Annotated in this window: 22 protein-coding genes and 1 tRNA gene; 14 read left to right on the plus strand and 9 right to left on the minus strand. The window is 69.1% G+C overall.

Annotation, left to right across the window (positions count from 1 at the left end; all coding sequences use genetic code 11):
* Positions 1 to 21: 21 nt before the first annotated feature.
* From GONAM_RS17410 to GONAM_RS17420, 3 genes are all read right to left on the minus strand, one after another.
* The gene (locus tag GONAM_RS17410) at positions 22 to 2,130 is read right to left on the minus strand and encodes an ATP-dependent DNA helicase (RefSeq protein ID WP_006868075.1); all 2,109 of its coding nucleotides are present in this window, start codon (positions 2,128 to 2,130) and stop codon (positions 22 to 24) included.
* 87 nt (positions 2,131 to 2,217) lie between these two features.
* Entirely contained in the window at positions 2,218 to 2,829 is a 612-nt protein-coding gene (locus tag GONAM_RS17415; RefSeq protein ID WP_006868076.1) for an isochorismatase family protein, read from the minus strand.
* Positions 2,830 to 2,863: 34 nt separating this feature from the next.
* A complete protein-coding gene (locus tag GONAM_RS17420; RefSeq protein ID WP_006868077.1) occupies positions 2,864 to 4,171 on the minus strand; it encodes a nicotinate phosphoribosyltransferase in 1,308 nt (435 codons plus the stop codon).
* A 21-nt stretch (positions 4,172 to 4,192) separates the two neighbouring features.
* On the opposite strand from GONAM_RS17420, the gene clpS reads away from it, so the two are divergent.
* From clpS to rdgB, 11 genes are all read left to right on the plus strand, one after another.
* Entirely contained in the window at positions 4,193 to 4,516 is a 324-nt protein-coding gene (gene clpS / locus GONAM_RS17425) for an ATP-dependent Clp protease adapter ClpS (protein WP_040536833.1), read from the plus strand.
* A gap of 77 nt (positions 4,517 to 4,593) precedes the next feature.
* Complete coding sequence (gene aosR, locus GONAM_RS17430) at positions 4,594 to 5,169, plus strand: oxidative stress transcriptional regulator AosR (protein WP_006868079.1); 576 nt, start codon at positions 4,594 to 4,596, stop codon at positions 5,167 to 5,169.
* A 16-nt stretch (positions 5,170 to 5,185) separates the two neighbouring features.
* Positions 5,186 to 6,295, plus strand: coding sequence for a P1 family peptidase (locus GONAM_RS17435; protein ID WP_006868080.1), 1,110 nt, complete (start codon positions 5,186 to 5,188; stop codon positions 6,293 to 6,295).
* A 158-nt stretch (positions 6,296 to 6,453) separates the two neighbouring features.
* A complete protein-coding gene (locus tag GONAM_RS17440) occupies positions 6,454 to 6,861 on the plus strand; it encodes a M67 family metallopeptidase (protein ID WP_006868081.1) in 408 nt (135 codons plus the stop codon).
* Between the two features lie 2 nt (positions 6,862 to 6,863).
* A complete protein-coding gene (locus tag GONAM_RS17445; RefSeq protein WP_006868082.1) occupies positions 6,864 to 7,139 on the plus strand; it encodes a MoaD/ThiS family protein in 276 nt (91 codons plus the stop codon).
* 2 nt (positions 7,140 to 7,141) lie between these two features.
* Positions 7,142 to 8,113, plus strand: coding sequence for a PLP-dependent cysteine synthase family protein (locus GONAM_RS17450; RefSeq protein ID WP_006868083.1), 972 nt, complete (start codon positions 7,142 to 7,144; stop codon positions 8,111 to 8,113).
* Positions 8,114 to 8,165: 52 nt separating this feature from the next.
* Positions 8,166 to 8,801: a rhomboid family intramembrane serine protease gene (locus tag GONAM_RS17455; RefSeq protein ID WP_006868084.1), complete on the plus strand. Its 636-nt coding sequence runs from the start codon at positions 8,166 to 8,168 to the stop codon at positions 8,799 to 8,801.
* A gap of 14 nt (positions 8,802 to 8,815) precedes the next feature.
* Positions 8,816 to 9,628, plus strand: a complete 813-nt coding sequence (gene murI, locus GONAM_RS17460; RefSeq protein WP_006868085.1) for a glutamate racemase — start codon at positions 8,816 to 8,818, stop codon at positions 9,626 to 9,628.
* Between the two features lie 80 nt (positions 9,629 to 9,708).
* Positions 9,709 to 10,473: a cyclic nucleotide-degrading phosphodiesterase gene (locus GONAM_RS17465; RefSeq protein ID WP_006868086.1), complete on the plus strand. Its 765-nt coding sequence runs from the start codon at positions 9,709 to 9,711 to the stop codon at positions 10,471 to 10,473.
* Positions 10,474 to 10,518: 45 nt separating this feature from the next.
* A complete protein-coding gene (gene rph / locus GONAM_RS17470; RefSeq protein ID WP_006868087.1) occupies positions 10,519 to 11,274 on the plus strand; it encodes a ribonuclease PH in 756 nt (251 codons plus the stop codon).
* Positions 11,274 to 11,891 carry an RdgB/HAM1 family non-canonical purine NTP pyrophosphatase gene (rdgB, locus tag GONAM_RS17475; protein WP_006868088.1) on the plus strand — a complete coding sequence of 206 codons (618 nt, stop codon included), beginning with the start codon at positions 11,274 to 11,276 and terminating at the stop codon, positions 11,889 to 11,891. Before rph ends, rdgB begins: the two co-directional genes overlap by 1 nt.
* 139 nt (positions 11,892 to 12,030) lie before the next feature.
* Here rdgB and GONAM_RS17480 read toward each other — a convergent pair whose 3' ends face one another.
* Entirely contained in the window at positions 12,031 to 12,381 is a 351-nt protein-coding gene (locus tag GONAM_RS17480; RefSeq protein ID WP_006868089.1) for a DUF3817 domain-containing protein, read from the minus strand.
* A complete protein-coding gene (locus tag GONAM_RS17485; RefSeq protein WP_040536835.1) occupies positions 12,378 to 12,806 on the minus strand; it encodes a glucitol operon activator in 429 nt (142 codons plus the stop codon). Before GONAM_RS17485 ends, GONAM_RS17480 begins: the two co-directional genes overlap by 4 nt.
* A 97-nt stretch (positions 12,807 to 12,903) precedes the next feature.
* Here GONAM_RS17485 and GONAM_RS17490 point away from each other — a divergent pair.
* A tRNA-Leu gene (locus tag GONAM_RS17490) sits at positions 12,904 to 12,985 on the plus strand.
* A 42-nt stretch (positions 12,986 to 13,027) separates the two neighbouring features.
* Here the strand turns inward: GONAM_RS17490 and GONAM_RS22710 are convergent.
* The gene (locus GONAM_RS22710) at positions 13,028 to 13,630 is read right to left on the minus strand and encodes a prolipoprotein diacylglyceryl transferase (RefSeq protein ID WP_006868091.1); all 603 of its coding nucleotides are present in this window, start codon (positions 13,628 to 13,630) and stop codon (positions 13,028 to 13,030) included.
* A 325-nt stretch (positions 13,631 to 13,955) separates the two neighbouring features.
* Here GONAM_RS22710 and GONAM_RS17500 point away from each other — a divergent pair, with 325 nt between their 5' ends.
* Complete coding sequence (locus GONAM_RS17500) at positions 13,956 to 14,705, plus strand: HNH endonuclease family protein (protein ID WP_369403360.1); 750 nt, start codon at positions 13,956 to 13,958, stop codon at positions 14,703 to 14,705.
* 33 nt (positions 14,706 to 14,738) lie between these two features.
* Positions 14,739 to 16,295, plus strand: coding sequence for a DUF7782 domain-containing protein (locus GONAM_RS17505; protein ID WP_006868093.1), 1,557 nt, complete (start codon positions 14,739 to 14,741; stop codon positions 16,293 to 16,295).
* Positions 16,296 to 16,321: 26 nt separating this feature from the next.
* Here GONAM_RS17505 and GONAM_RS17510 read toward each other — a convergent pair whose 3' ends face one another.
* From GONAM_RS17510 to opgC, 3 genes are all read right to left on the minus strand, one after another.
* Positions 16,322 to 17,194 carry a DUF1206 domain-containing protein gene (locus GONAM_RS17510; protein WP_006868094.1) on the minus strand — a complete coding sequence of 291 codons (873 nt, stop codon included), beginning with the start codon at positions 17,192 to 17,194 and terminating at the stop codon, positions 16,322 to 16,324.
* A gap of 67 nt (positions 17,195 to 17,261) precedes the next feature.
* The gene (locus tag GONAM_RS17515) at positions 17,262 to 18,455 is read right to left on the minus strand and encodes a trans-sulfuration enzyme family protein (protein ID WP_006868095.1); all 1,194 of its coding nucleotides are present in this window, start codon (positions 18,453 to 18,455) and stop codon (positions 17,262 to 17,264) included.
* Positions 18,452 to 19,672, minus strand: coding sequence for an OpgC domain-containing protein (gene opgC / locus GONAM_RS17520; protein ID WP_006868096.1), 1,221 nt, complete (start codon positions 19,670 to 19,672; stop codon positions 18,452 to 18,454). Before opgC ends, GONAM_RS17515 begins: the two co-directional genes overlap by 4 nt.
* Positions 19,673 to 19,683 lie beyond the last annotated feature (11 nt).

The following is a 19,683-nucleotide window of genomic DNA, read 5'->3' on the forward strand; positions in this document are numbered from 1 at the left end:
GGGTGTCTCCCCGCGGGCCGATCAGCCCACCGGGCGCGGTGCCGCGGTGAGTCGGCTGAGCGCCGAGCGGACGACCGCGGGGTCGGTGGTCCGCCACATCGGCGGCAGCGAGGCGAGTAGATAACCCCCGTAACCCGCCGTGGCCAGGCGGGAGTCGAGTACCGCGACGACGCCGCGGTCGTCGACCGAACGCAGTAATCGGCCCGCACCCTGCGCGAGGAGCAGCGCCGCATGGTTGGCTGCGACGGACAGGAAGCCGTTGCCGCCCCGGGCGTCGACCGCGCGTTGCCGTGCGGTCAGCAGGGGATCGTCGGGGCGGGGGAACGGGATGCGGTCGATGAGTACCAGGCTCAGCGAGGGCCCGGGCACGTCGACACCCTGCCACAGCGACAGCGTGCCGAAGAGGCACGTCTCGGGGTCCTCGGCGAAGCGTTTGACCAGCGTCGAGGTGGTGTCGTCGCCCTGGCACAGCACCGGGTACTCACAGCGTTCGCGGATGGCCTCGGCCGCCTCGCGGGCGGCGCGCATCGACGAGAATAGTCCCAGCGTGCGGCCCCCGGCGGCGTCGACGAGCTGGGCGATCTCGTCCATCGTGCGTGGCGCGATACCCGAACGGTCGGGACGGGGCAGGTGCCGGGCCACGTAGAGGATCGACGACTTCGGGTAGTCGAACGGGGAGCCAGCGTCGAGGCCCGTCCACCGCGCCGAACCCGTGTCGGAGGGCACCGCCTTGCCGCTGGCGGTGATGTTGCGCGAGGCCGCCGGATCGGTGGTCGGGTCGTCGCCCGGCTCATCGGCGGCGGGACGATCGGTGCCGCGCCCGGAGGCGGGCAGGCCCCACGTCGCGGCCAGGGCGTCGAAGGAGCCGCCGATTGTCAGGGTCGCGGAGGTCAGGACGACCGTCGAGTTGGAGAACAGCGACGCCCGCAGGAGGCCACCGACCGACAGCGGCGCGATGTGCAGCACCGGCCGGGGTTCGGCACCCCGCCGGGAGGTGTCGAGGCCGACCCACACCACGTCACGCCGTTTGGACTCGTCGGGTTCGTCGAAGGCGCCGAGGACGCGCACGACCGTGTCGTGCATGTCGTCGAGCGAGGTGAGTGCCGCCGACCGCGCCGCGGCCGCGCCGTCGTCACCGGCCCCCGGCGCGCGCACCGGGCCGATCGCGGTCCGGGTCTGCCACAGTCGGTCACGCAACATCACCAGCACGGAGGTCGCGTCGGGAGGCAGCTGCGTCCATTGCGCCTTCGGGGCGGTCTCCAGGAGCTCGCCGAGTTGCTCACCGGCGCCGAGGAGCGCGTCGGCCGTCTCCTCGTCGACGAGCTTGCCCACGCGCCGGGAGACGAGCGCGATCGAGGACGTGGACAGTTCGTCGGTCGCCACCGAGGTCATCCGGTCCACGAGTTCGTGGGCCTCGTCGATGATCACCACGTCGTGTTCGGGCAGGACGTTCGCCGGGCTCGTCGCATCGATGGCCAGCAACGCGTGGTTGGTCACCACCACGTCGACCTTCCCGGACTGGCGACGGGCCTGCTCGGCGAAGCAATCCTCACCGTAGGAGCAGTTGGCGGCGCCGAGGCATTCGCGCGCGGAAACGCTGACCTGGCGCCAGGCACGGTCGGCGACACCGGGGACGAGGTCGTCGCGGTCGCCGGTCTCGGTGTCGCTGCTCCACTCGCGCAGCCGGGTGACCTCGCGTCCGGTGCGGGACAGTTCGAACGGATCGAACAACTCGGTGTCCGGCTCGTCGGCCGTTCCTGAGTGGATCTTGTTGAGGCACAGGTAGTTTCCGCGGCCCTTGAGAATCGCGAAGGTCGGCTTGCGGCCGATCGGCTTGGCGAGGGCCCCGGCGAGACGGGGGAGGTCGCGCTCGATCAGCTGCCGCTGCAACGCGATCGTCGCCGTCGACACCACGACGGTCCGGCCGGTCTCCACCGCGTGCCGGATCGCGGGTACGAGATACGCCAGCGACTTTCCGGTACCCGTGCCCGCCTGCACGGCGAGATGCTCGCCGGTGTCGATGGCGTGTGCGACGGCGGAGGCCATCGCGACCTGCCCGTCACGTCGACGGCCGCCGAGCGCGGAGACCGCGGTGTCGAGCAGTTCGGTCACCGGGGGAGTGTTCGGCATGGGGTGTTCCGGGGTCCTCGTTCGAGATGGGCGAGATGGGTGTGTGGTTTCAGACGGATCCGCGGCCTCTGCGGTTCCCTCGGGGGATTAACCCGTGCCGTAGGAGCCGTCGTAGAGCAGGTCGCCCACGAGTTCGACCCCGGCCTCACGCATGCTCGACAGCGCGTCGGACGTGGTCTCCGTACCGACTCCCGCGGTGAAGTTGAGAAGCACCCGGGTCGTGAAGCCCGCCTTCACCGCGTCGAGTGCGGTGGCGAGGACGCAGTGATCGGTGGTCAGGCCCGCGATGTCGATCGACGAGATCTTGTGGTCGCGAAGCCATTGCTCGAGGGTGGTCCCGTCCTCGGCGATTCCCTCGAAACCGGAGTACGCGGCGTCGTATTCGCCCTTGGAGAAGACCGCCTGCGCTGCGGCGGAATCGAATTCGGGGTGGAACGCGACGCCGTCGGTGCCCACCACGCAATGCGGCGGCCAGGTGTCGACGTAGTCGGGCTCGTCGGAGAAGTGCGCGCCCGGATCGATGTGGTGGTCGCGGGTAGCGACGACGGTCCGGTACTCGCCGAGGATCTTGGTGATCGCCCGGGCGACGGCGGCACCGCCGTTGACCGCAAGGGAGCCGCCCTCACAGAAGTCGTTCTGGACGTCGACGACGACCAACGCGTCGGCCGGCTTGGTGCCGTCGCTGCGTTCGCTGCTCATCAGGTACTCCCTGGCGGATCGAAGGATGTGCTCGTCAGCCGAGCTGGTAGCGGGTCGGCACCGCCGGGTCTCCGTGCGAGAGGCCGAGGCCCTCCCACGGCAGACTCACCAGCCCTGCCGCGAGGTGGGCACGCGCGTCGGTCAGCGAGGGCAGCGATGCCACCGGCTCCCCGCCGCGGACCAGCGGGATCTGCAGATCCCGGAGGTGGAGACCGCCCTCGGCCTCGGGGCGTGGCCCGTCGGCTCGGTAGACGATCTCCTCCACGATCGTCCCACTGCCCCGTGCGGCCCGCACGGCCGCCTTGGCCCCGCCGCGCGATTCCTTGTGGCTCGACCGCTTGGCGACGGGCAGGCCGTCGACCTCGACGAGCTTGTAGACCATACCCGCGGTCGGTGCGCCGCTACCGGTGACCAGCGCGGTCCCGACCCCGTAGCTGTCCACCGGCTCGGCGCGCAGCGAGGCGATCGCGTACTCGTCGAGGTCGCCGGAAACCACGATCTTGGTGTTCGTCGCGCCGAGGTCGTCGAGTTGCGTGCGGACCTGACGCGCGAGCACGCCGAGATCGCCGGAGTCGATGCGCACCGCGCCGAGTCCGGGGCCGGCGACCTCGATCGCGTTCCGCACGCCCTGGGTGATGTCGTAGGTGTCGACCAGCAATGTGGTGTCGATGCCGAGCGCCTCGATCTGTGCGGCGAAGGCGGCTTTCTCGTCGGGGCCGTCGGGCCCGGTGAAGCCGAGGGTGAAGGCATGGGCGGCGGTGCCCGCGCTGGGCACCCCGAACCGGCGATTCGCCTCGAGGTTCGACGTCGCGGCGACACCGGCGAGGTAGGCGGCGCGGGCACTGGCGACGGCGGCGCGCTCGTGGGTGCGCCTGGAGCCCATCTCGATGATCGGGCGGGAGCCGGCCGCACTGACCATGCGGGCGGCGGCCGAGGCGATCGCGCTGTCGTGGTTGAGGATCGACAGGATCAACGTCTCGAGGAGGACCGCCTCGGCGAAGGACGCCCGGACGGTGAGGATCGGGGAGCCCGGGAAGTAGAGCTCGCCCTCGCGGAAGCCGTCGATGTCACCGGAGAAGCGGTAGTCGCGTAGCCACGCGACGGTCTCGGCGTCGAGGAACTGCTCCACGACGGCGATCTCCTCGTCGCCGAAACGGAACTCGGCGAGCTCGGCGAGGACACGTCCGGTACCCGCGACGACGCCGTACCGACGACCGTCGGGAAGCCGGCGGGCGAACACCTCGAACACGCACGGCCGGTGCGCGACCGGGTGCCGGAGTGCCGCCGCGACCATGGTCAGTTCGTACTGGTCGGTCAGCAGCGCGGTGTTGTCGATGCTCACTATCGCGTTACCCTTGTCCTCATGGCGCCTGACGAAACTCGTGCGCACGAGGCTACCCCCGGCGGTACTGCGGTTGCCGAACCCGCAGTGGCCGACGGCGCGGCGGATCTCGACAAACCCTGGATGACCGTCGTGTGGGACGACCCCGTCAATCTGATGCGGTACGTGACCTTCGTCTTCCAGAAGATCTTCGGCTACTCGGAGTCGCACGCCAATCAGCTCATGATGCAGGTGCACACCGAGGGCAAGGCCGTCGTCTCCAGCGGCGATCGGGACAAGGTCGAGGGAGACGTGCGCAAACTGCACGCGGCCGGCCTGTGGGCCACCATGCAGCGCGATTCATGACCGGGCCCGAGATGTTGCGGCTCGGGTCCGGACCGTCCTCGCCTGGGGATGATCCGACGGTGGGGAGACACTGAGGCGTGCGCACCTGGAAACGCAAAGGCCGCGGCGAGTCGATCCGGATCGTCTCCCAACTCGACTCGCACGAGGCCGAGTTGCTCGCGTCGCTGGTCTCGTCGATGTGTGAGCTCCTCACCGAACGTGCCGACACCGCGCCGAGCGATGCGCTGTCGGAGGTCACCGGCATCCGCATCGGCCACTCCGATGCGCCGGACGACGCCACCCTCGGTCGTCTGCTGCCGGACTTCCACCGGCCGGATCAGGACGAGGAACTCTCCGCAGAAGTGGTCAACGGCCGGCTCAACTCGGCGCTGCGGAGCGTCAACGAGCCGAAGATCATCGACGCCAAACTCGGTGCGGCACACATACTTCTCGACACGCTGCCGGACGGGGGCGGCGACCTCGCGCTCACCGTCGACGAGGCGACCGCCTGGCTCACCGCTCTCAACGACGTCCGTCTCGCGCTCGGGGCGATGCTCGGCATCTCGGAGGACACCCCGGATCGGCTGCCGCCCGACCATCCGCACGCCGCCCATCTCGACGTCTATCACTGGCTGACCGTGATGCAGGATCTGCTCGTCGAAGCGGTGATGTGACCTACAGTTCTCCGGTGTGACCACCATCGGACGACCCGCCCGCCCGGGTGACCGCATCACCGACGTCGCCGGGATCACCGTCGGACACCGTCACCGTGTCGACGCCGACGCCGAGGTGGCCGGCACCGCCGGCGCACCTGACGGCCACGGCTGGGCCACCGGCACCACGGTGGTCCGGATCTCGGGGCCGGGCGCGATCGCGGCGGTCGATGTGCGCGGCGGAGGCCCGGGCACCCGGGAAACCGATCTGCTCGATCCGTCGAACACCGTGCAGACCGCCCACGCCATCGTGCTCAGCGGCGGCAGCGCCTACGGCCTTGCGACGGCCGACGGCGCGATGCGAGCGCTCGAGGCCGAGGGTGTCGGCCTGCCCATGGACACCAGGGGACACGTGGTGCCCATCGTCCCCGCGGCGGTCATCTTCGACCTGCCGGTCGGCGCGTGGGATCACCGGCCCGACGCCGACTTCGGTGCCGAGGCGGTCCGCGCGGCCGCCGTCGACTTCGCCGTCGGCAGTGTCGGGGCCGGCGCCGGTGCCCGTGCCGGCGCGCTCAAAGGCGGCGTCGGCACCGCGTCGGTGAGGATCGAGACCGGCCCGGCGGCCGGCATCACCGTCGGTGCGCTGATGATCGCCAACCCGGTGGGCGCGGTCATCGACCCGAAGACCGGGCTGCCGTGGGACCTCGGCGAGGACGAACTGGCCGAACTGGGCCTCAGACGTCCCGAGGCCGCCGACATCGCGCACCTGGCCGAACTCGCGAAGAAACACACCGTCCTGAACACCACGATCGGAGTCGTCGCCACCGATGCCGCGCTCGACGCGGCGATGACCCGCCGTATCGCCATGGCCGGCCACGACGGTCTCGGCCGGGCCATCCGCCCGGCCCACTCGCCGCTCGACGGCGACACCATCTTCGCCGTCGCCACCGGTGCGGTGCGACCGGAGTCGAGCGACCCGGCGACCGCCACCCCGCCCGGGATGCACGCGGACGCGGCGATCATCGCCGAGGTGTCCCGATGTGCGGCCGACGTCGTCCAGCGGGCGATCGTCGACGCCGTGCTGGCCGCCGAATCGGTGGCCTCGATACCCACATACGCCCAAGCCGCGCCGTCGGCGTTCGGCTGACTCGCCCGCTCCGATCCGGCGCCGGTGACGCCGGTCATAACCGGCCTCGGAATAGGTGCCCGCGGTCCGGCGTTCCCCCTCGGGACATGCGCGACGACCGGTCGCCGATCCGACGTGCCCGTACGGGCCCCGCGTCTGCGAAGGAGAACGGGACAGCGATGCTGAAGATCGATCAGGAACTCGTCGACGCGATGGTCGCGCACGCCCGCGCCGATCATCCCGACGAGGCGTGCGGCGTGATCGCCGGGCCGGAGGGTTCCGACGACCCGCAGCGGTTCATCCCGATGATCAACGCCGAACGGTCGCCGACGTTCTACCGGTTCGATTCCGCCGAGCAGCTGTCCGTGTGGCGCGAGATGGATCGCCGCGACGAGGAGCCGGTGGTGATCTACCACTCGCACACCGCGACCGAGGCCTACCCGAGCCGCACCGACATCTCCTACGCCGGCGAGCCCGGTGCCCACTACGTGCTGGTGTCCACTCGGGACCCGGAGACCGCCGAGATCCGTAGCTATCGCATCGTCGACGGCACGGTCACCGAAGAAGAGATCGAGATCAGGAGCTGAATATGCCAGTCACCGTGTCCATCCCGACGATCCTGCGGACCCACACCGGCGGCGCCAAGCGCGTCGAGGGTTCCGGGACCACGCTCTCGGCACTCATCGACGACCTCGAGTCGGGCAACCCCGGACTCAAGGAGCGCCTCGTCGCGGACGGGAAGCTCCACCGCTTCGTCAACATCTACGTCAACGACGAGGACGTCCGGTTCTCCGGCGGTCTCGACACCTCCATCGACGACGGTGACGAGGTGACCATCCTGCCCGCCGTCGCCGGCGGCTGCTGAACGTGGCACGCTACGACTCACTCATCGACTCGGTCGGCAACACCCCGCTGATCGGGCTCCAGAGACTGTCCCCTCGCTGGGACGACACGGCCGACGGACCGCACGTCCGACTCTGGGCCAAACTCGAGGACCGCAACCCGACCGGTTCCATCAAGGACCGGCCGGCGCTACGCATGATCGAGCAGGCCGAACGCGACGGGCTCCTGCACGCGGGCTCGACGATCCTCGAACCGACCAGTGGCAACACCGGGATCTCGCTGGCCATGGCCGCGAAACTCAAGGGCTACCAACTGATCTGCGTGATGCCGGAGAACACCTCCGAGGAGCGTCGCTCGCTGCTGCGCATGTTCGGCGCGAAGGTGATCTCCTCGCCGGCCGCCGGCGGGTCCAACACTGCTGTCGCCGTGGCCAAGAAGCTGGCGTCAGAGAACCCCGACTGGGTGATGCTCTACCAGTACGGCAACCAGGCGAACGTCGCCGCCCACTACGAGGGAACCGGCCCCGAGCTCTATGCCGATCTGCCGGAGATCACCCATTTCGTCGCGGGCCTGGGCACCACGGGGACGCTCATGGGCGTCGGACGCTTTCTGCGCGAACGCAATCCGGACATCGAGATCGTCGCCGCCGAACCGCGCTACGGCGACGAGGTGTACGGCCTGCGCAACATCGACGAGGGCTTCATCCCGGAGCTCTACGACGACTCGGTGCTCACCCGCCGGTTCTCGGTGACCGGTGTCGACGCGGTCGCCCGTGTACGTGAGCTGATCGACCTCGAGGGCATCTTCGCGGGCATCTCCACCGGCGCGATCCTGCAGGCCGCGCGCGGCATCGGTCGCCGTGCCCTGAAGGACGGTGTCCGCGCCGACATCGGCTTCGTGGTGCCCGACGCGGGATGGAAGTATCTCTCGACCGGGGTCTACGAAGGTAGCCTGGACGACGCGGAGCAGGCACTCGAAGGTCAGCTCTGGGCGTGACCGGCCCGCCGGAACGCCACCCGAAGAGTCGAGACCCGAAGAGAAACTGGCCATGACGTCGTACACCCCACCGGTCGGGCAGCAGCAGGAGCCGCGGCGCTCCCGCCCGCTCTGGCTGCGCTCGCTGATCACCACCGTGTGCATCATCGCGGTGCTGTTCGTCATCGAGCTGATCGACGCGGCCACCCGATACGACCTCGACTCCAACGGGATCGAACCCCGCCAGGTCGACGGCCTCGACGGCATCCTCTGGGCGCCGATGCTGCACGCCGACTGGGAGCACCTGTTCGCCAATCTCATGCCCGGCGCGGTGCTCTGCTTCCTGGTGCTGATGACGCAGCGGTTCCTCATCGTCACCGGCATCATCTGGGTGATCTCCGGGCTGGGCGTCTGGTTGTTCGCCGCGCCCTACTCGATCACGGTCGGCGCATCGGGCATCATCTTCGGTTGGCTCACCTTCCTCATCGTGCGCGGCCTGTTCAACCGCGACCTGTGGCAGATCCTCGGTGGCGTCGTCCTCTTCCTGATCTACGGCTCGATCCTCTGGGGCGTGCTGCCGACCAATCCCATCGTGTCCTGGCAGGCACATCTGTTCGGCGCGATCGCCGGCGTCCTGGCCGCCTGGTTCCTCGCCTCGCGCGACCGCAAACGCATGCAGCGCACCGCAACACCGGGGGTGGCGTCATAACCGCACAACCCAACGTGCCCGTCTGGACCTCCGATCCCGAGGCGCCCATCGGGATCTTCGACTCCGGCGTCGGCGGTCTGACCGTGGCGCGCGCCGTCATGGACCTGCTGCCCGACGAGGACATCGTCTACATCGGCGACACCGCGAACGGGCCGTACGGTCCGCTGACGATCCCCGAGATCCGCAAGCATGCGCTGGCAATCGGCGACGACCTCGCCGAGCGTGGCGTCAAGGCGATCGTCATCGCCTGCAACACCGCGTCCGCCGCCTGCCTGCGTGACGCCCGCGAACGCTACGCGCCGATCCCGGTGGTCGAGGTCGTGCTCCCCGCGGTGCGTCGCGCGGTGGTCGCCACGAAGAACGGCCGGATCGGTGTGCTCGGCACCGAGGCCACCATCTCCTCACGCGCATACCAGGATTCGTTCGCCGCGGCCCGCGATGCGGTGATCACCGCCGTGCCGTGCCCGCGCTTCGTCGACTTCGTCGAACGGGGGATCACCAGCGGCCGCCAGATCCTCGGTCTGGCACAGGGGTACCTCGAACCACTCCAGGAGGCCGGGGTCGACACGGTCGTGCTCGGCTGCACGCACTACCCGTTGCTGACCGGCGTCCTGCAGCTCGCGATGGGCGACGAGGTGACGCTCGTGTCCAGCGCGGAGGAGACGGCCAAGGACCTCTACCGCGTCCTCACGGAGTCCGACCTGCTGCACCCGCACACCGGCCGGGAGGCATCGCGCGTCTTCCAGGCGACCGGCGACCCCGAGATGTTCGCCAAGCTGTCGCGGCGGTTCCTCGGACCTGTCGTCGGTGCTGTCCAGCACCTTTAGCGGGCTCGGGCAATCTTCGCTGCCCACTTGTGACCCGGTAACCCGACAGCAACTCGCGCGGGCATGGCACAGTAGGGCGTATGCGTCTCACGGTCCTCGGATGTTCGGGCAGTGTGGGCGGACCGGGGGCGGCGTGCTCCGGCTACCTGCTCTCTGTCCCCGGCGAACAGCCGGTGCTGATCGATTGCGGACCGGGTGTCTTCGGAGAACTGCAACGGGTGACCGATCCCTGTGGGGTATCGGTGGTCCTGAGCCATCTCCATGCCGATCACTGCCTGGATCTGCCCGCGATGTTGGTGTGGCGCCGGTACGCGCCGTCGGCGGCGACGGGACGCGCGCCCCTCTACGGACCGCCGGGTACCGCCCTGCGGATCGGCCACGGCTCGTCGGAGTACCCCGGCCAGGTCGACGACATCTCCGACACCTTCGACGTCCACGAGTGGCGGGACGGTGTCGAGATCACCCTCGGCGGCATGCGGATCAAGTCGGTGAAGGTCAACCATCCGCCGCAGACCTACGGATTACGCATCACCGGACCGGAAGGGCAGGTGATCGCCTACAGCGGTGACACCGCGCCCTGCGACGAACTCATCGACCTCGCAGCCGACGCCGACCTGTTCCTGTGCGAGGCGTCGTGGACCCACGCCCCCTCCGAACGCCCGCCGGACTTGCACATGTCGGGGATCGAGGCGGGGGAGGCCGCGACGAAGGCGAATGTGCGCGCGCTCGCGATCACCCACGTCGCGCCGTGGACAGACTCCGCGGAGATCCTCGCCGAGGCCCGCAGCACGTACTCCGGGCCGGTTGACCTCGTGCGTCAGGGACAGGTCATCGATCTCGCCTAGCGGTGGGTCACCGGCCTTCCGGCCGCGGTCGTTAGAGTTGGAGCCGTGACCACACGAGCTGACGGCCGAGCCGACGACGAACTGCGTCCCATCTCCTTCACCCGTGGCTTCACCAGCCATCCCGCGGGATCGGTGCTGGTGGAGTTCGGACAGACCCGCGTGATGTGCACCGCGAGTGTCACCGAGGGCGTCCCGCCGTGGCGTCGTGGATCGGGCCTGGGTTGGCTCACCGCCGAGTACTCGATGCTCCCGGCGGCCACCCACGAGCGCAACAGGCGCGAATCGGTCAAGGGCAAGATCGGCGGCCGCACCCACGAGATCAGCCGGCTCGTCGGCCGGTCCCTGCGGGCGTGCATCGACCTCGCGGCACTCGGTGAGAACACCATCGCGCTCGACTGTGACGTCCTGCAGGCCGACGGCGGTACCCGCACCGCGGCGATCACCGGCGCGTACGTGGCCCTCGCCGACGCGGTGACCTACCTGCGTGCCGCCGGCAAACTTTCCGACCCGCAACCGCTTTCGTGTGCGATCGCCGCGGTGAGCGTGGGCGTCGTCGACGGTCGGGTGCGTCTGGACCTGCCCTACGAAGAGGATTCGCGGGCCGAGGTCGACATGAACGTCGTCGCCACCGACGCCGGCACCCTCGTCGAGGTACAGGGCACCGGCGAGGGCGCGACGTTCGCACGGTCAACGCTCGACGCGCTGCTCGACGTCGCCGCGATCGGCACCCAGAAGCTCTTCGAGGCCCAGCGGGCCGTGCTCGCCGAGCCGTACCCGGGTCAGCTGCCGGGCAACGCCTGATGTCGAAGGTCCTGCTCGCGAGCCGCAATCGCAAGAAGCTCGCCGAACTGCAGCGCGTCGTCGACGCCGCCGGGATCACCGGCCTGGAGATCCTCGGCCTCGACGCCGTGCCCGAATACCCGGAGGAGCCCGAGGACGGCGCCACCTTCGAGGAGAACGCACTGATCAAAGCTCGGTCGGGTGCACGCGCCACCGGATTGCCCTGTCTCGCGGATGATTCCGGGATCTCGGTGGACGCGCTGAACGGGATGCCCGGCGTCCTGTCGGCGCGCTGGTCGGGTGCGCACGGCGACGATCCGGCGAACAACGCGCTGCTGCTGGCGCAACTGTCCGACACCCCGGACGAACGACGCGGCGCGGCGTTCGTGTCGGCGTGCGCGCTGGTACTGCCGGACGGGACCGAGACGGTTGTGCGCGGGGAGTGGCGCGGGACGGTGCTGCGCGCGGAGCGCGGACCGAACGGCTTCGGTTACGACCCGCTCTTCGCCCCCGACGACGAGCTCGCGGCCGGCCGGTCGTCGGCCGAGCTCACCCCGGAGGAGAAGGACTCACTCAGCCACCGCGGCAAGGCTCTGGCGCAGTTGGTGCCCGCTCTGCGGGAGCTGGCCAACAGCTGACGGGTACCGCGCCAAGAAACCACCCCTGAGATCCGCCCTGTGGAGCGCTGCCGCTGACATATCGTCACTCGGTCGCTCCTGGAGGGCTGATCCCAGGGGCGGTTTTCAGTGGGCTCGCGCCAAGCGGCGCGGATGCGGCTCAGAGGTTGAACTGCGCCTTCACTTCTTGGGTGCGCTTGTGCTCGAACCAGAAGGACAGGAACGGGATGGTGCCGGCGATCGCGGTGATGATCGTCTTGCCCGCGGGCCAGCGAACCTTGATCGCCAGGTCGATCGCCATGATCAGGTAGACGAAGTAGACCCAGCCGTGGACGATCGGCACGAAGTCGAGTGCCTTGTTGTCGAAGCCGTACGCCAGGATCAGCTCGGCGACGAGGAGCAGCAGCCAGATACCGGTGATCCAGGCCAGGACGCGGTACCTCAACAGGGCCCCACGGACCTTCTCCACCGGAGCGGTGGGAGCGGAAGCGGTGGATGCGGTCTCGGTCACTGCGGGCCTTTCGATGACGGGGCGTCGGGGGTGTCTGCCGATCTGAGTTCGGCCAGGTAGCGGTTGTATTCGATGAGCGCAGCGTCCTTGACCGGGTCGGGATCGTTGGCGAGCGACGCCGCGCTCGGCGTCGTCGGGCGCTCGGGGAGGATGCCCTCGGGGATCTCGGCCGCGGCACGGGCGTCCGCGGCGGCCTTTCGCGCTTCCTCCGGGTCGCTCTCGAGGACGACGAAGCGCCGGTAGGCGTAGATGACCGCGACCGCGAAGGCCGGCCACTGCAGCGCATAGCCGAGGTTCTGGCCGCTGCCGGAGGCCGACTCGAAGCGGGACCACTGCCACCAGGCGAGGATCAGACACGCCACCGCGGCGACCACGGTCAGCACCACGAGCGCCGGCCGATGCGTGCGACGGGGGGACGAGGACATACCTTTCAAGGTACCTGGCCTGCGGTGATCAAAACGCGGCCGGTAGGGTGGTCGCGGTTACAGTGCGCAGCCCGGTTCGACGCCGGGGACGCACCGAGCGCGAGTGGCGGAATTGGCAGACGCGCTGGATTTAGGTTCCAGTGTCTACGGACGTGGGGGTTCAAGTCCCCCCTCGCGCACCGGATTTCGTAGAAGTGATGCGCCTATGGCGCACATGTCTTCTACGAAACGCTCAGGAGTTCGACGGCGTCGTCGTCGGCGAAGACGATGTCGTGATCGTCGGTCGAGATCGCCCAGCGTCGCAGGCGGGCGGTGTGATCCTCGTCAATGCGTGCCTCGACGGTCTGGTCGCCCGGGGCGAGGTCGGCGAAGTCGTCGACGATCTCGCCCTCGCGCGTGGTGCCGTCCTCGAGCGTCACACGAACCCGCGACGACACGTGCAGACCTTCCAGTTCCGCGGCGTCGGCGAGCTCTTCGTGGTTCTCGGCCTCTACGGGCTTGTCGAGGACTTCCTCGTCGACCGGGGCTTCCTCCACCGGGGCCGCATCGTCGACGGCGGCGGTTTCCTCGACGGCGACGTCCTCGGCAGCAACGTCCTCGGCGGAGTCTTCTGCAGCGGGCTCGTCGGCGGTGGCCTCCTCGGTGGTGACCTCTTCGCCAGCGAGCTCATCGGGGCTGAGCTCGACCGTGGCGTCCTCGTCCTCCAGGGCCTCGACCTCGACCGTCGCGTCCTCGTCGGCAGCCTGCAGATCGGTGTCTACGGCGTCGTTCTCCGTGTCCACCGCGTCGCTCTCGCGATCGGCGCCGCTCTCCGGTGCGCTCATGGCGTTGCCGTCCTTCCGGTCAGGGAGTGTGATCTCCGGGCGACCGGACGCACCGAAGTGGCACGTTTGACCCGGTCGTAGGGGTGATCATACTGAAGCGGAGGGTTGTCATCCCGAATGGGACCGAATCGTTGCCACCTCGGGATTGTCGTCCCGAGTTGTTCGGTGGGGCGCCTCGGCTCCGAACGCCGACGGTCCGCGAGACTCCACCGGCGAACCTCGCTTCGACCTGCAGACTTCCGTCGGCGTCTGCAGGTCGGGTCGAGGTTCGCCGGTCACCAGGCGCGCCCCGCTGTCTGTCGGGGGCGCATGAAACGATGCCCGGGTGAGACGTCGGACGGTGCTGCCGGGGATCGGAATGGTTGTTGTCCTCGGCGTCCTCGCAGCACTCGGTCTGCTTCAGTCGGAATCGTCTCCGGAGACAGCACCCGCCCCGGCGACGGCTTCGGTTCCGTCACTTCCGTTCTCGACACCGTTCTCGACACCGACACCGACGCCGACGCCGACGCCGGTGAGCCAACACCTCGCCGACCTCGACTCGCTGCCGGTGAAGGGCCGGGCGCCCAAGACGGGATACTCGCGTTCGGAGTTCGGCACGGCCTGGGACGATGCGGTCGATGTGCAGTTCGGTCGCAACGGTTGTCGGACGCGGGAGGACATCCTGCGCCGTGACCTCGTCGACGTCACCCTGCACGCCGATGGGTGCCGCGTGCTGTCGGGCACCCTCGTCGACGCCTACTCCGGCACAACGGTGCGGTTCACCCGTGGCCAGGACACCTCGGCGCTCGTCCAGATCGACCATGTCGTCGCCCTGGCGGACGCCTGGCAGAAGGGTGCGGCGCAGTGGGATGCGCGTCGCCGTCTGGAGTTCGCCAACGATCCGCGGAACCTGCAGGCGGTCGACGGAACGGTGAACCAGCGCAAGGGAGCCGGCGATGCGGCCACCTGGCTACCCCCGAACAAGGCCTATCGGTGCACCTACGTCAGCCGCCAGATCGAGGTGAAGAAGGCCTACGGACTCTGGGTCACCGCGGCGGAGCGCGACGCGATGGCCCGGGTGCTGTCCGACTGCTGACGACGAGGGACGGCGCGATCCCGGTCGGTCGAGATGAGTAGCCTCAGGTGCGTGACGGCGCAACATTCTTCCCCTCATCCACTGAGCGACGACTCCGTCGTCGACGCCCTGGGTGCCGACCTCCGCGCCGCGGCCTACACGACCGATGGTGTCACCGAACTCCTCGGTGAAGAGGTCCATGCGGCCCTGCTGCGCGGTGTGTGGTGGCCGGCGCTGGCCGCGACCGCGGAGGAGCAGCGCGACGGCGACGAGAACGAATCGCAGCTCGCCACCCTCATCAGGCTCTTCCTCCTCGGCTCGGATGAACCCGAAAACCTCGTCGCACAGGCGTTTCCGACGGCCGGCGTCGACACACTCGTCGACCAGGGTGTCCTGGCCCGGCTCGACGACGGGGCGATCCGCGCGAGCCTCGACATCCGACCGCACGCCGACGAGACCCACGACTTCCTCGTCGTCGCCGACCAGGATGCCGCCATGCGACCGGGTCCCGTCGCCCACGACCATGTACTCGGCATCGGTGGGGCGTCGATGTCGCTTGCGCGCGCGATCATTCGTGAACCCGCACGACGCGCCCTCGACATCGGCACCGGCTGCGGCATCCAGGCGCTGCACCTGAACTCGCACTGCGACGAGATCGTCGCCACCGACACCAACGAGCGGGCACTGGCGCTGGCCCGGGCGACCGCACGTCTCAACGGGATGTCGTGGGATCTGCGCGCGGGCAGCATGTTCGAGCCCGTGGCGGGGGAGCGCTTCGACCTCATCGTCTCCAACCCGCCGTTCGTCGTCGGGACCGGCAGCCAGGACTACATCTACCGCGACTCGGGCGTCGTCGGAGATGCGCTGTGCGAGCAGCTGATCCGCGAGTTGCCTGCGTACCTGAACCCGGGCGGCACCGCCCAGATCCTGGCCAACTGGATCATCACCGACGGTGCGGACTGGCGTGAGCGGGTGGCCGGCTGGCTGGACGGGACAGGTCTCGATGCCTGGGTTGTCCAGCGGGAGGCGGCCGATCCGATCAGCTATGTGTCCCTGTGGCTCTCCGACGCCGGCGAGGACGAGCAGGCCGCCGCCCGCCGCGGGGAGCAGTGGCTCGAGTGGTTCGACGACAACGACATCGTCGCGATCGGCATGGGTTCCATCACGGTCCGCGCGCCCGAGGCGGGGGAGGATCGGGAACCCGACGTCGTCATCGAGGAGATCACGGGCGCAGGCGAAGAGGTGACGGGTCCCGAGGCGCAGGCCTTCCTGGCGCGTCGCCGATATTTGCGGGAGACCTCCGACGCGGAGCTGCTGGAGAAGCGGCTGTCGGTGGCGCCGGTGATGCTCGAGGAGCATTCGCTGCCCGGCGAGGACGGTTGGCAGCAGGTCGGTGCCGCCGTACGCCGCCCCGGAGGTCCGGCCGCGGTCCTCGGCGTCGACGAGGTGTCCCGAGCGCTACTGGCCGGATGCCGCGGACAGGTTCCTCTGCAGACCCTGATCGAGTTGCTCGCCGGCTTCCACGACGTCGACGCCGAGGCGCTGGCCGCCGCCGCGCTGCCGGTGGTCCGGGAGGCCATCGGCCGCGGAATCCTCTACGAGGCGAACTGAGTACGAGGCGAACCGAGGGTCGGCGGTCACATCCGCGCGAACCGGGTGAGCCAGTAGCAGTACACGCCGTACCCGGCGATACCGATCGCGGCCAGGATCATCAGGATCTGTCCGGCAGGCAGGGCGGCCAACGACTTGACCGTGCCGTCGATCCCGCTCGCCTTCGACGGGTCCGACGTGGCCACCGCGACGAGAACCAGGATGCCGGTGCCGATGAGCACGAGTCCCTTGCCGCAGTAGCCGATGACTCCCGCGATCGTCGCCGCGCGATCGCCGGAGGCCGCTCCGGACCGCGATGACGTGGGGGAGTCGGGGGTCGTGCGACCGACAGGTGCCTTGAGGTCGTCGAGGAAGTTTCGGCTCGCGCCCTTGTACACGTGATAGACGCCGACGCCGATGATGATCAGCCCGGCGACCACCACGACGAACTTACCTCCGCCGGATTGCATCAGGCGTGCGGTGAGTCCGGCGTTCTGCTCCCCGCTCGACTGGTCGCTGCCCATCGCGAAACGCACCGCAGTCCAGGTGAACCCGACGTAGACGACGGCGAGGGACAGGGCCTTCCCGCGGTCCAGCCAGTCCTGCGCGCCGTCGTTCTCGCGGCCGGATTCGGTGGGATGAGGCCCGACGATGGCCTCGGCGATGCGCCAGAGAGCCAGCCCGACGAATGCGACGGCCGCGATCCAGAGGACGAGCCGGCCGCCGGGGTTCCCTGCGAAGATACCCAGGGCGCCGGACTGATCGGCGTTGCCCTCGTCGCCGAAGGCGAGTCGCACGATGATGTAGGCGATGAGCAGGTGGAGGAGTCCGCTGACGGCGTGCCCGGCACGCGCCACCCGCTCGAACCACGGACTGTCGGTGGCGCGGTCGACCGCACCGGTGACCGGGTTGCCTGACATCGTCGCCGCCTCTCGCCGGTTGTCATCGAACCTCGAAAAGCACCGGCTCGAAATACGATACGCGCGCTCAGTCGGCGTTCGGGAAGGTTGCGTCGAGTGCCCGGGAGATGTCGGCGATCAGGTCCTCGGCGTCTTCGAGGCCGACCGAGAAACGGAGGTGACCCCACTGCCGGAACGGCTCGGGGTATGCGGCGACGCGGGGGCCGTCGGGTCCGACGTGGACGATCAGCGACTCGTCGTGACCGAGCGACACCGCGGACGTGATCACCTGCAGTGCACCGACGAAGCGGTTCTGTGTCGCCGAGTCGCCGCGCACGGCGAAGGCCATCATCGCGCCGAAGCCGCGTCCGCCGAACTGCCGAGCCGCCAGCTCGTGCTCGGGATGGGAGGCGAGGCCGGGGTAGCGGACGAAGGCGATGCGCGGGTCGTCGTCGAGGAAGGCGGCGACGCGTTCGGCATTGCGCTGGTGCTGTGCGAGTCGCAGCGGCAGCGTGATGGCGCCGCGGGCGATCAGCCATGCGTTGAACGGCGAGATCACGCCGCCGACGTCGACCATCGCCTGTTCTTTGATGCGGCCGATCAGCTCGGCGCGCCCGAGCACCGCGCCGCCCATCGCGTCGCCGTGACCGTTGATGTACTTCGTCAGCGAGTGGACGACGAGGTCGGCGCCGTCGGCGAGTGGCCGGTACAGCGGCGGCGGGGTGAAGGTCGAGTCGACGAGCAGAAGGGCGTCGGCGGTGTGCGCGATGCCGGCGAGCTCCGCGATGTCCCCGACCTTGGTCGTCGGATTCGCGATCGTCTCGGCCGCCACCAGTCGCGTGTTGGGACGCAGTGCCGCGCGGACGTTCTCGGGGTCGGTGATGTCGACGAAGGTCGCCTCGATCCCGTACTTCTTCGGCAACAGCTCGGCCCAGAGCTTCCACGTCGCCTCATAGGTGGTGTCCGAGACGACGACATGATCGCCGGTGGAGAGAAAGGTGAAGAAGACGGCGTGCAGAGCGGCGACGCCGGAGGCCAGCACGACCGCGTCCTCGGCCTCCTCGAGCGCGGCGAGCTTGTCCTGCAGGGCGACCTGGTTGGCGCCGGTGTTGCGCGTGTAGAAGAGCTGGTCGGTACCCGACCAGCTGATCTGTTCCGGTTCGGGCGGCAGGTGGTAGGAGTTCGCCATCGTGATGGGCGTGCGCACCGACGGCCCCGACGAGTCGTTCCCGGCGTGCACGCTGCGGGTCATCTCCCCGGGCTGTTGCTTTTCTGCGCTCATGCGCGGGCTCCCGTCGGTTGCGGCTGTTCGTCGGTGCGCACACCGGGTTCGACATCGTCCTCGGCAACGGACTCGCCGTCAGCCCCGGGCGCAGTGCCGGTACGGCGCGACAGGACTCCGCGCGCGACCCGTCCGGGGACCTTGTGCAACTTGTCGATGTGGCTGAAGTACCGGAACTCCGCCCACGCCCAACAGATGCCGAACACCAGCAGCGCGACGGCCTGCATCGTGAGCGCGTCCCATGGCCGGTGGGCGATGTGGATCGGGACGACGACCAGCGCGATCGCCTGGATGACATAGGAGTCGAGGCTGCGGGTGCCGGTCATGACCAGCGGTCGCAACCAGTCGTGATGCCACCAGCGCAGCAACAACCGGAACACCCCGTAGAGGGCGGGGATCACGAGGTAGGCGCCGATCGCGCGTGCGGGCCGGAAATCCAGCTTGTCGGCGAAGGTGGGTTCGAGGTGCGCCCACGGGCCGGCGTCGATGCCGTAATGGAAGAACAGTGCGGCCGTCACGGCCACGGCGACGATGACGACGAGCCAGCGGTCGACGAACTCGGGGACACTCCAGCGCGTCCAGTTCCAGCCGATCACCACCGACGGGATGAACATGATCTGCCATCCCGCGACGTTCTGGATGTGCGGGGCCGCCTGGTAGGCGCTGAGGTAGAACCAGTCCGGCGACCAGAACAGCGAGACCGCGTACAACGCCAGCGAACCGGCGAGAATCCACGCCCACCATCCGCGCTGGAGGAGCGGGAACAGGGCGAACGCGGACATCATCAGGACCATGTAGAGGAGCAGGATGTTCCCGCCGCTCGGCAGGTACTGCATCGTGACCGACAGCCAGATCCCGTCGGCCCAGCCGTCGACCGGGAGCAGGAGTGTGAGCCAGCGGTGCCCCTCGAGTGCGGCCGCGACGGCGACGAGCGCGATCACCAGCTGACAGACATAGAGGACCGCGATGCGCTTGGCCAGGCGGACGTAGGCATACCGCAGCCCGTGACGGGTGACCCAGCGCTGGTACACGAGACCCAGCACGATGCCCGAGAGCATGACGAACGCCGACATCCCGTCCACGTACGGAAAGGCGTGCGTGGGCGACGCCAACGGGGAATCGGTGGCGAAGTGTGCGGTGACCATGCTCCAGATCGCCACTCCCCGCGTGGCGTCGATGGCGAGATCTCGGTTCCCGGACACTCGGTTCGAAGACATTGATCTGAAGA

The sequence above is a fragment of the Gordonia namibiensis NBRC 108229 genome, from assembly GCF_000298235.1.
Classification (GTDB): domain Bacteria; phylum Actinomycetota; class Actinomycetes; order Mycobacteriales; family Mycobacteriaceae; genus Gordonia; species Gordonia namibiensis.

Excerpts from the sequence above, each read along its gene's own strand:
- GONAM_RS17410 (WP_006868075.1), bottom strand. The coding sequence starts at position 2,130 with ATGCCGAACACTCCCCCGGTGACCGAACTGCTCGACACCGCGGTCTCC.
- GONAM_RS17415 (WP_006868076.1), bottom strand. The coding sequence starts at position 2,829 with ATGAGCAGCGAACGCAGCGACGGCACCAAGCCGGCCGACGCGTTGGTC.
- clpS (WP_040536833.1), top strand. The coding sequence starts at position 4,193 with ATGGCGCCTGACGAAACTCGTGCGCACGAGGCTACCCCCGGCGGTACT.
- GONAM_RS17440 (WP_006868081.1), top strand. The coding sequence starts at position 6,454 with ATGCTGAAGATCGATCAGGAACTCGTCGACGCGATGGTCGCGCACGCC.
- GONAM_RS17445 (WP_006868082.1), top strand. The coding sequence starts at position 6,864 with ATGCCAGTCACCGTGTCCATCCCGACGATCCTGCGGACCCACACCGGC.
- GONAM_RS17455 (WP_006868084.1), top strand. The coding sequence starts at position 8,166 with ATGACGTCGTACACCCCACCGGTCGGGCAGCAGCAGGAGCCGCGGCGC.
- GONAM_RS17465 (WP_006868086.1), top strand. The coding sequence starts at position 9,709 with ATGCGTCTCACGGTCCTCGGATGTTCGGGCAGTGTGGGCGGACCGGGG.
- rdgB (WP_006868088.1), top strand. The coding sequence starts at position 11,274 with ATGTCGAAGGTCCTGCTCGCGAGCCGCAATCGCAAGAAGCTCGCCGAA.
- GONAM_RS17485 (WP_040536835.1), bottom strand. The coding sequence starts at position 12,806 with ATGTCCTCGTCCCCCCGTCGCACGCATCGGCCGGCGCTCGTGGTGCTG.
- GONAM_RS22710 (WP_006868091.1), bottom strand. The coding sequence starts at position 13,630 with ATGAGCGCACCGGAGAGCGGCGCCGATCGCGAGAGCGACGCGGTGGAC.
- GONAM_RS17505 (WP_006868093.1), top strand. The coding sequence starts at position 14,739 with ATGAGTAGCCTCAGGTGCGTGACGGCGCAACATTCTTCCCCTCATCCA.
- GONAM_RS17510 (WP_006868094.1), bottom strand. The coding sequence starts at position 17,194 with ATGTCAGGCAACCCGGTCACCGGTGCGGTCGACCGCGCCACCGACAGT.
- GONAM_RS17515 (WP_006868095.1), bottom strand. The coding sequence starts at position 18,455 with ATGAGCGCAGAAAAGCAACAGCCCGGGGAGATGACCCGCAGCGTGCAC.
- opgC (WP_006868096.1), bottom strand. The coding sequence starts at position 19,672 with ATGTCTTCGAACCGAGTGTCCGGGAACCGAGATCTCGCCATCGACGCC.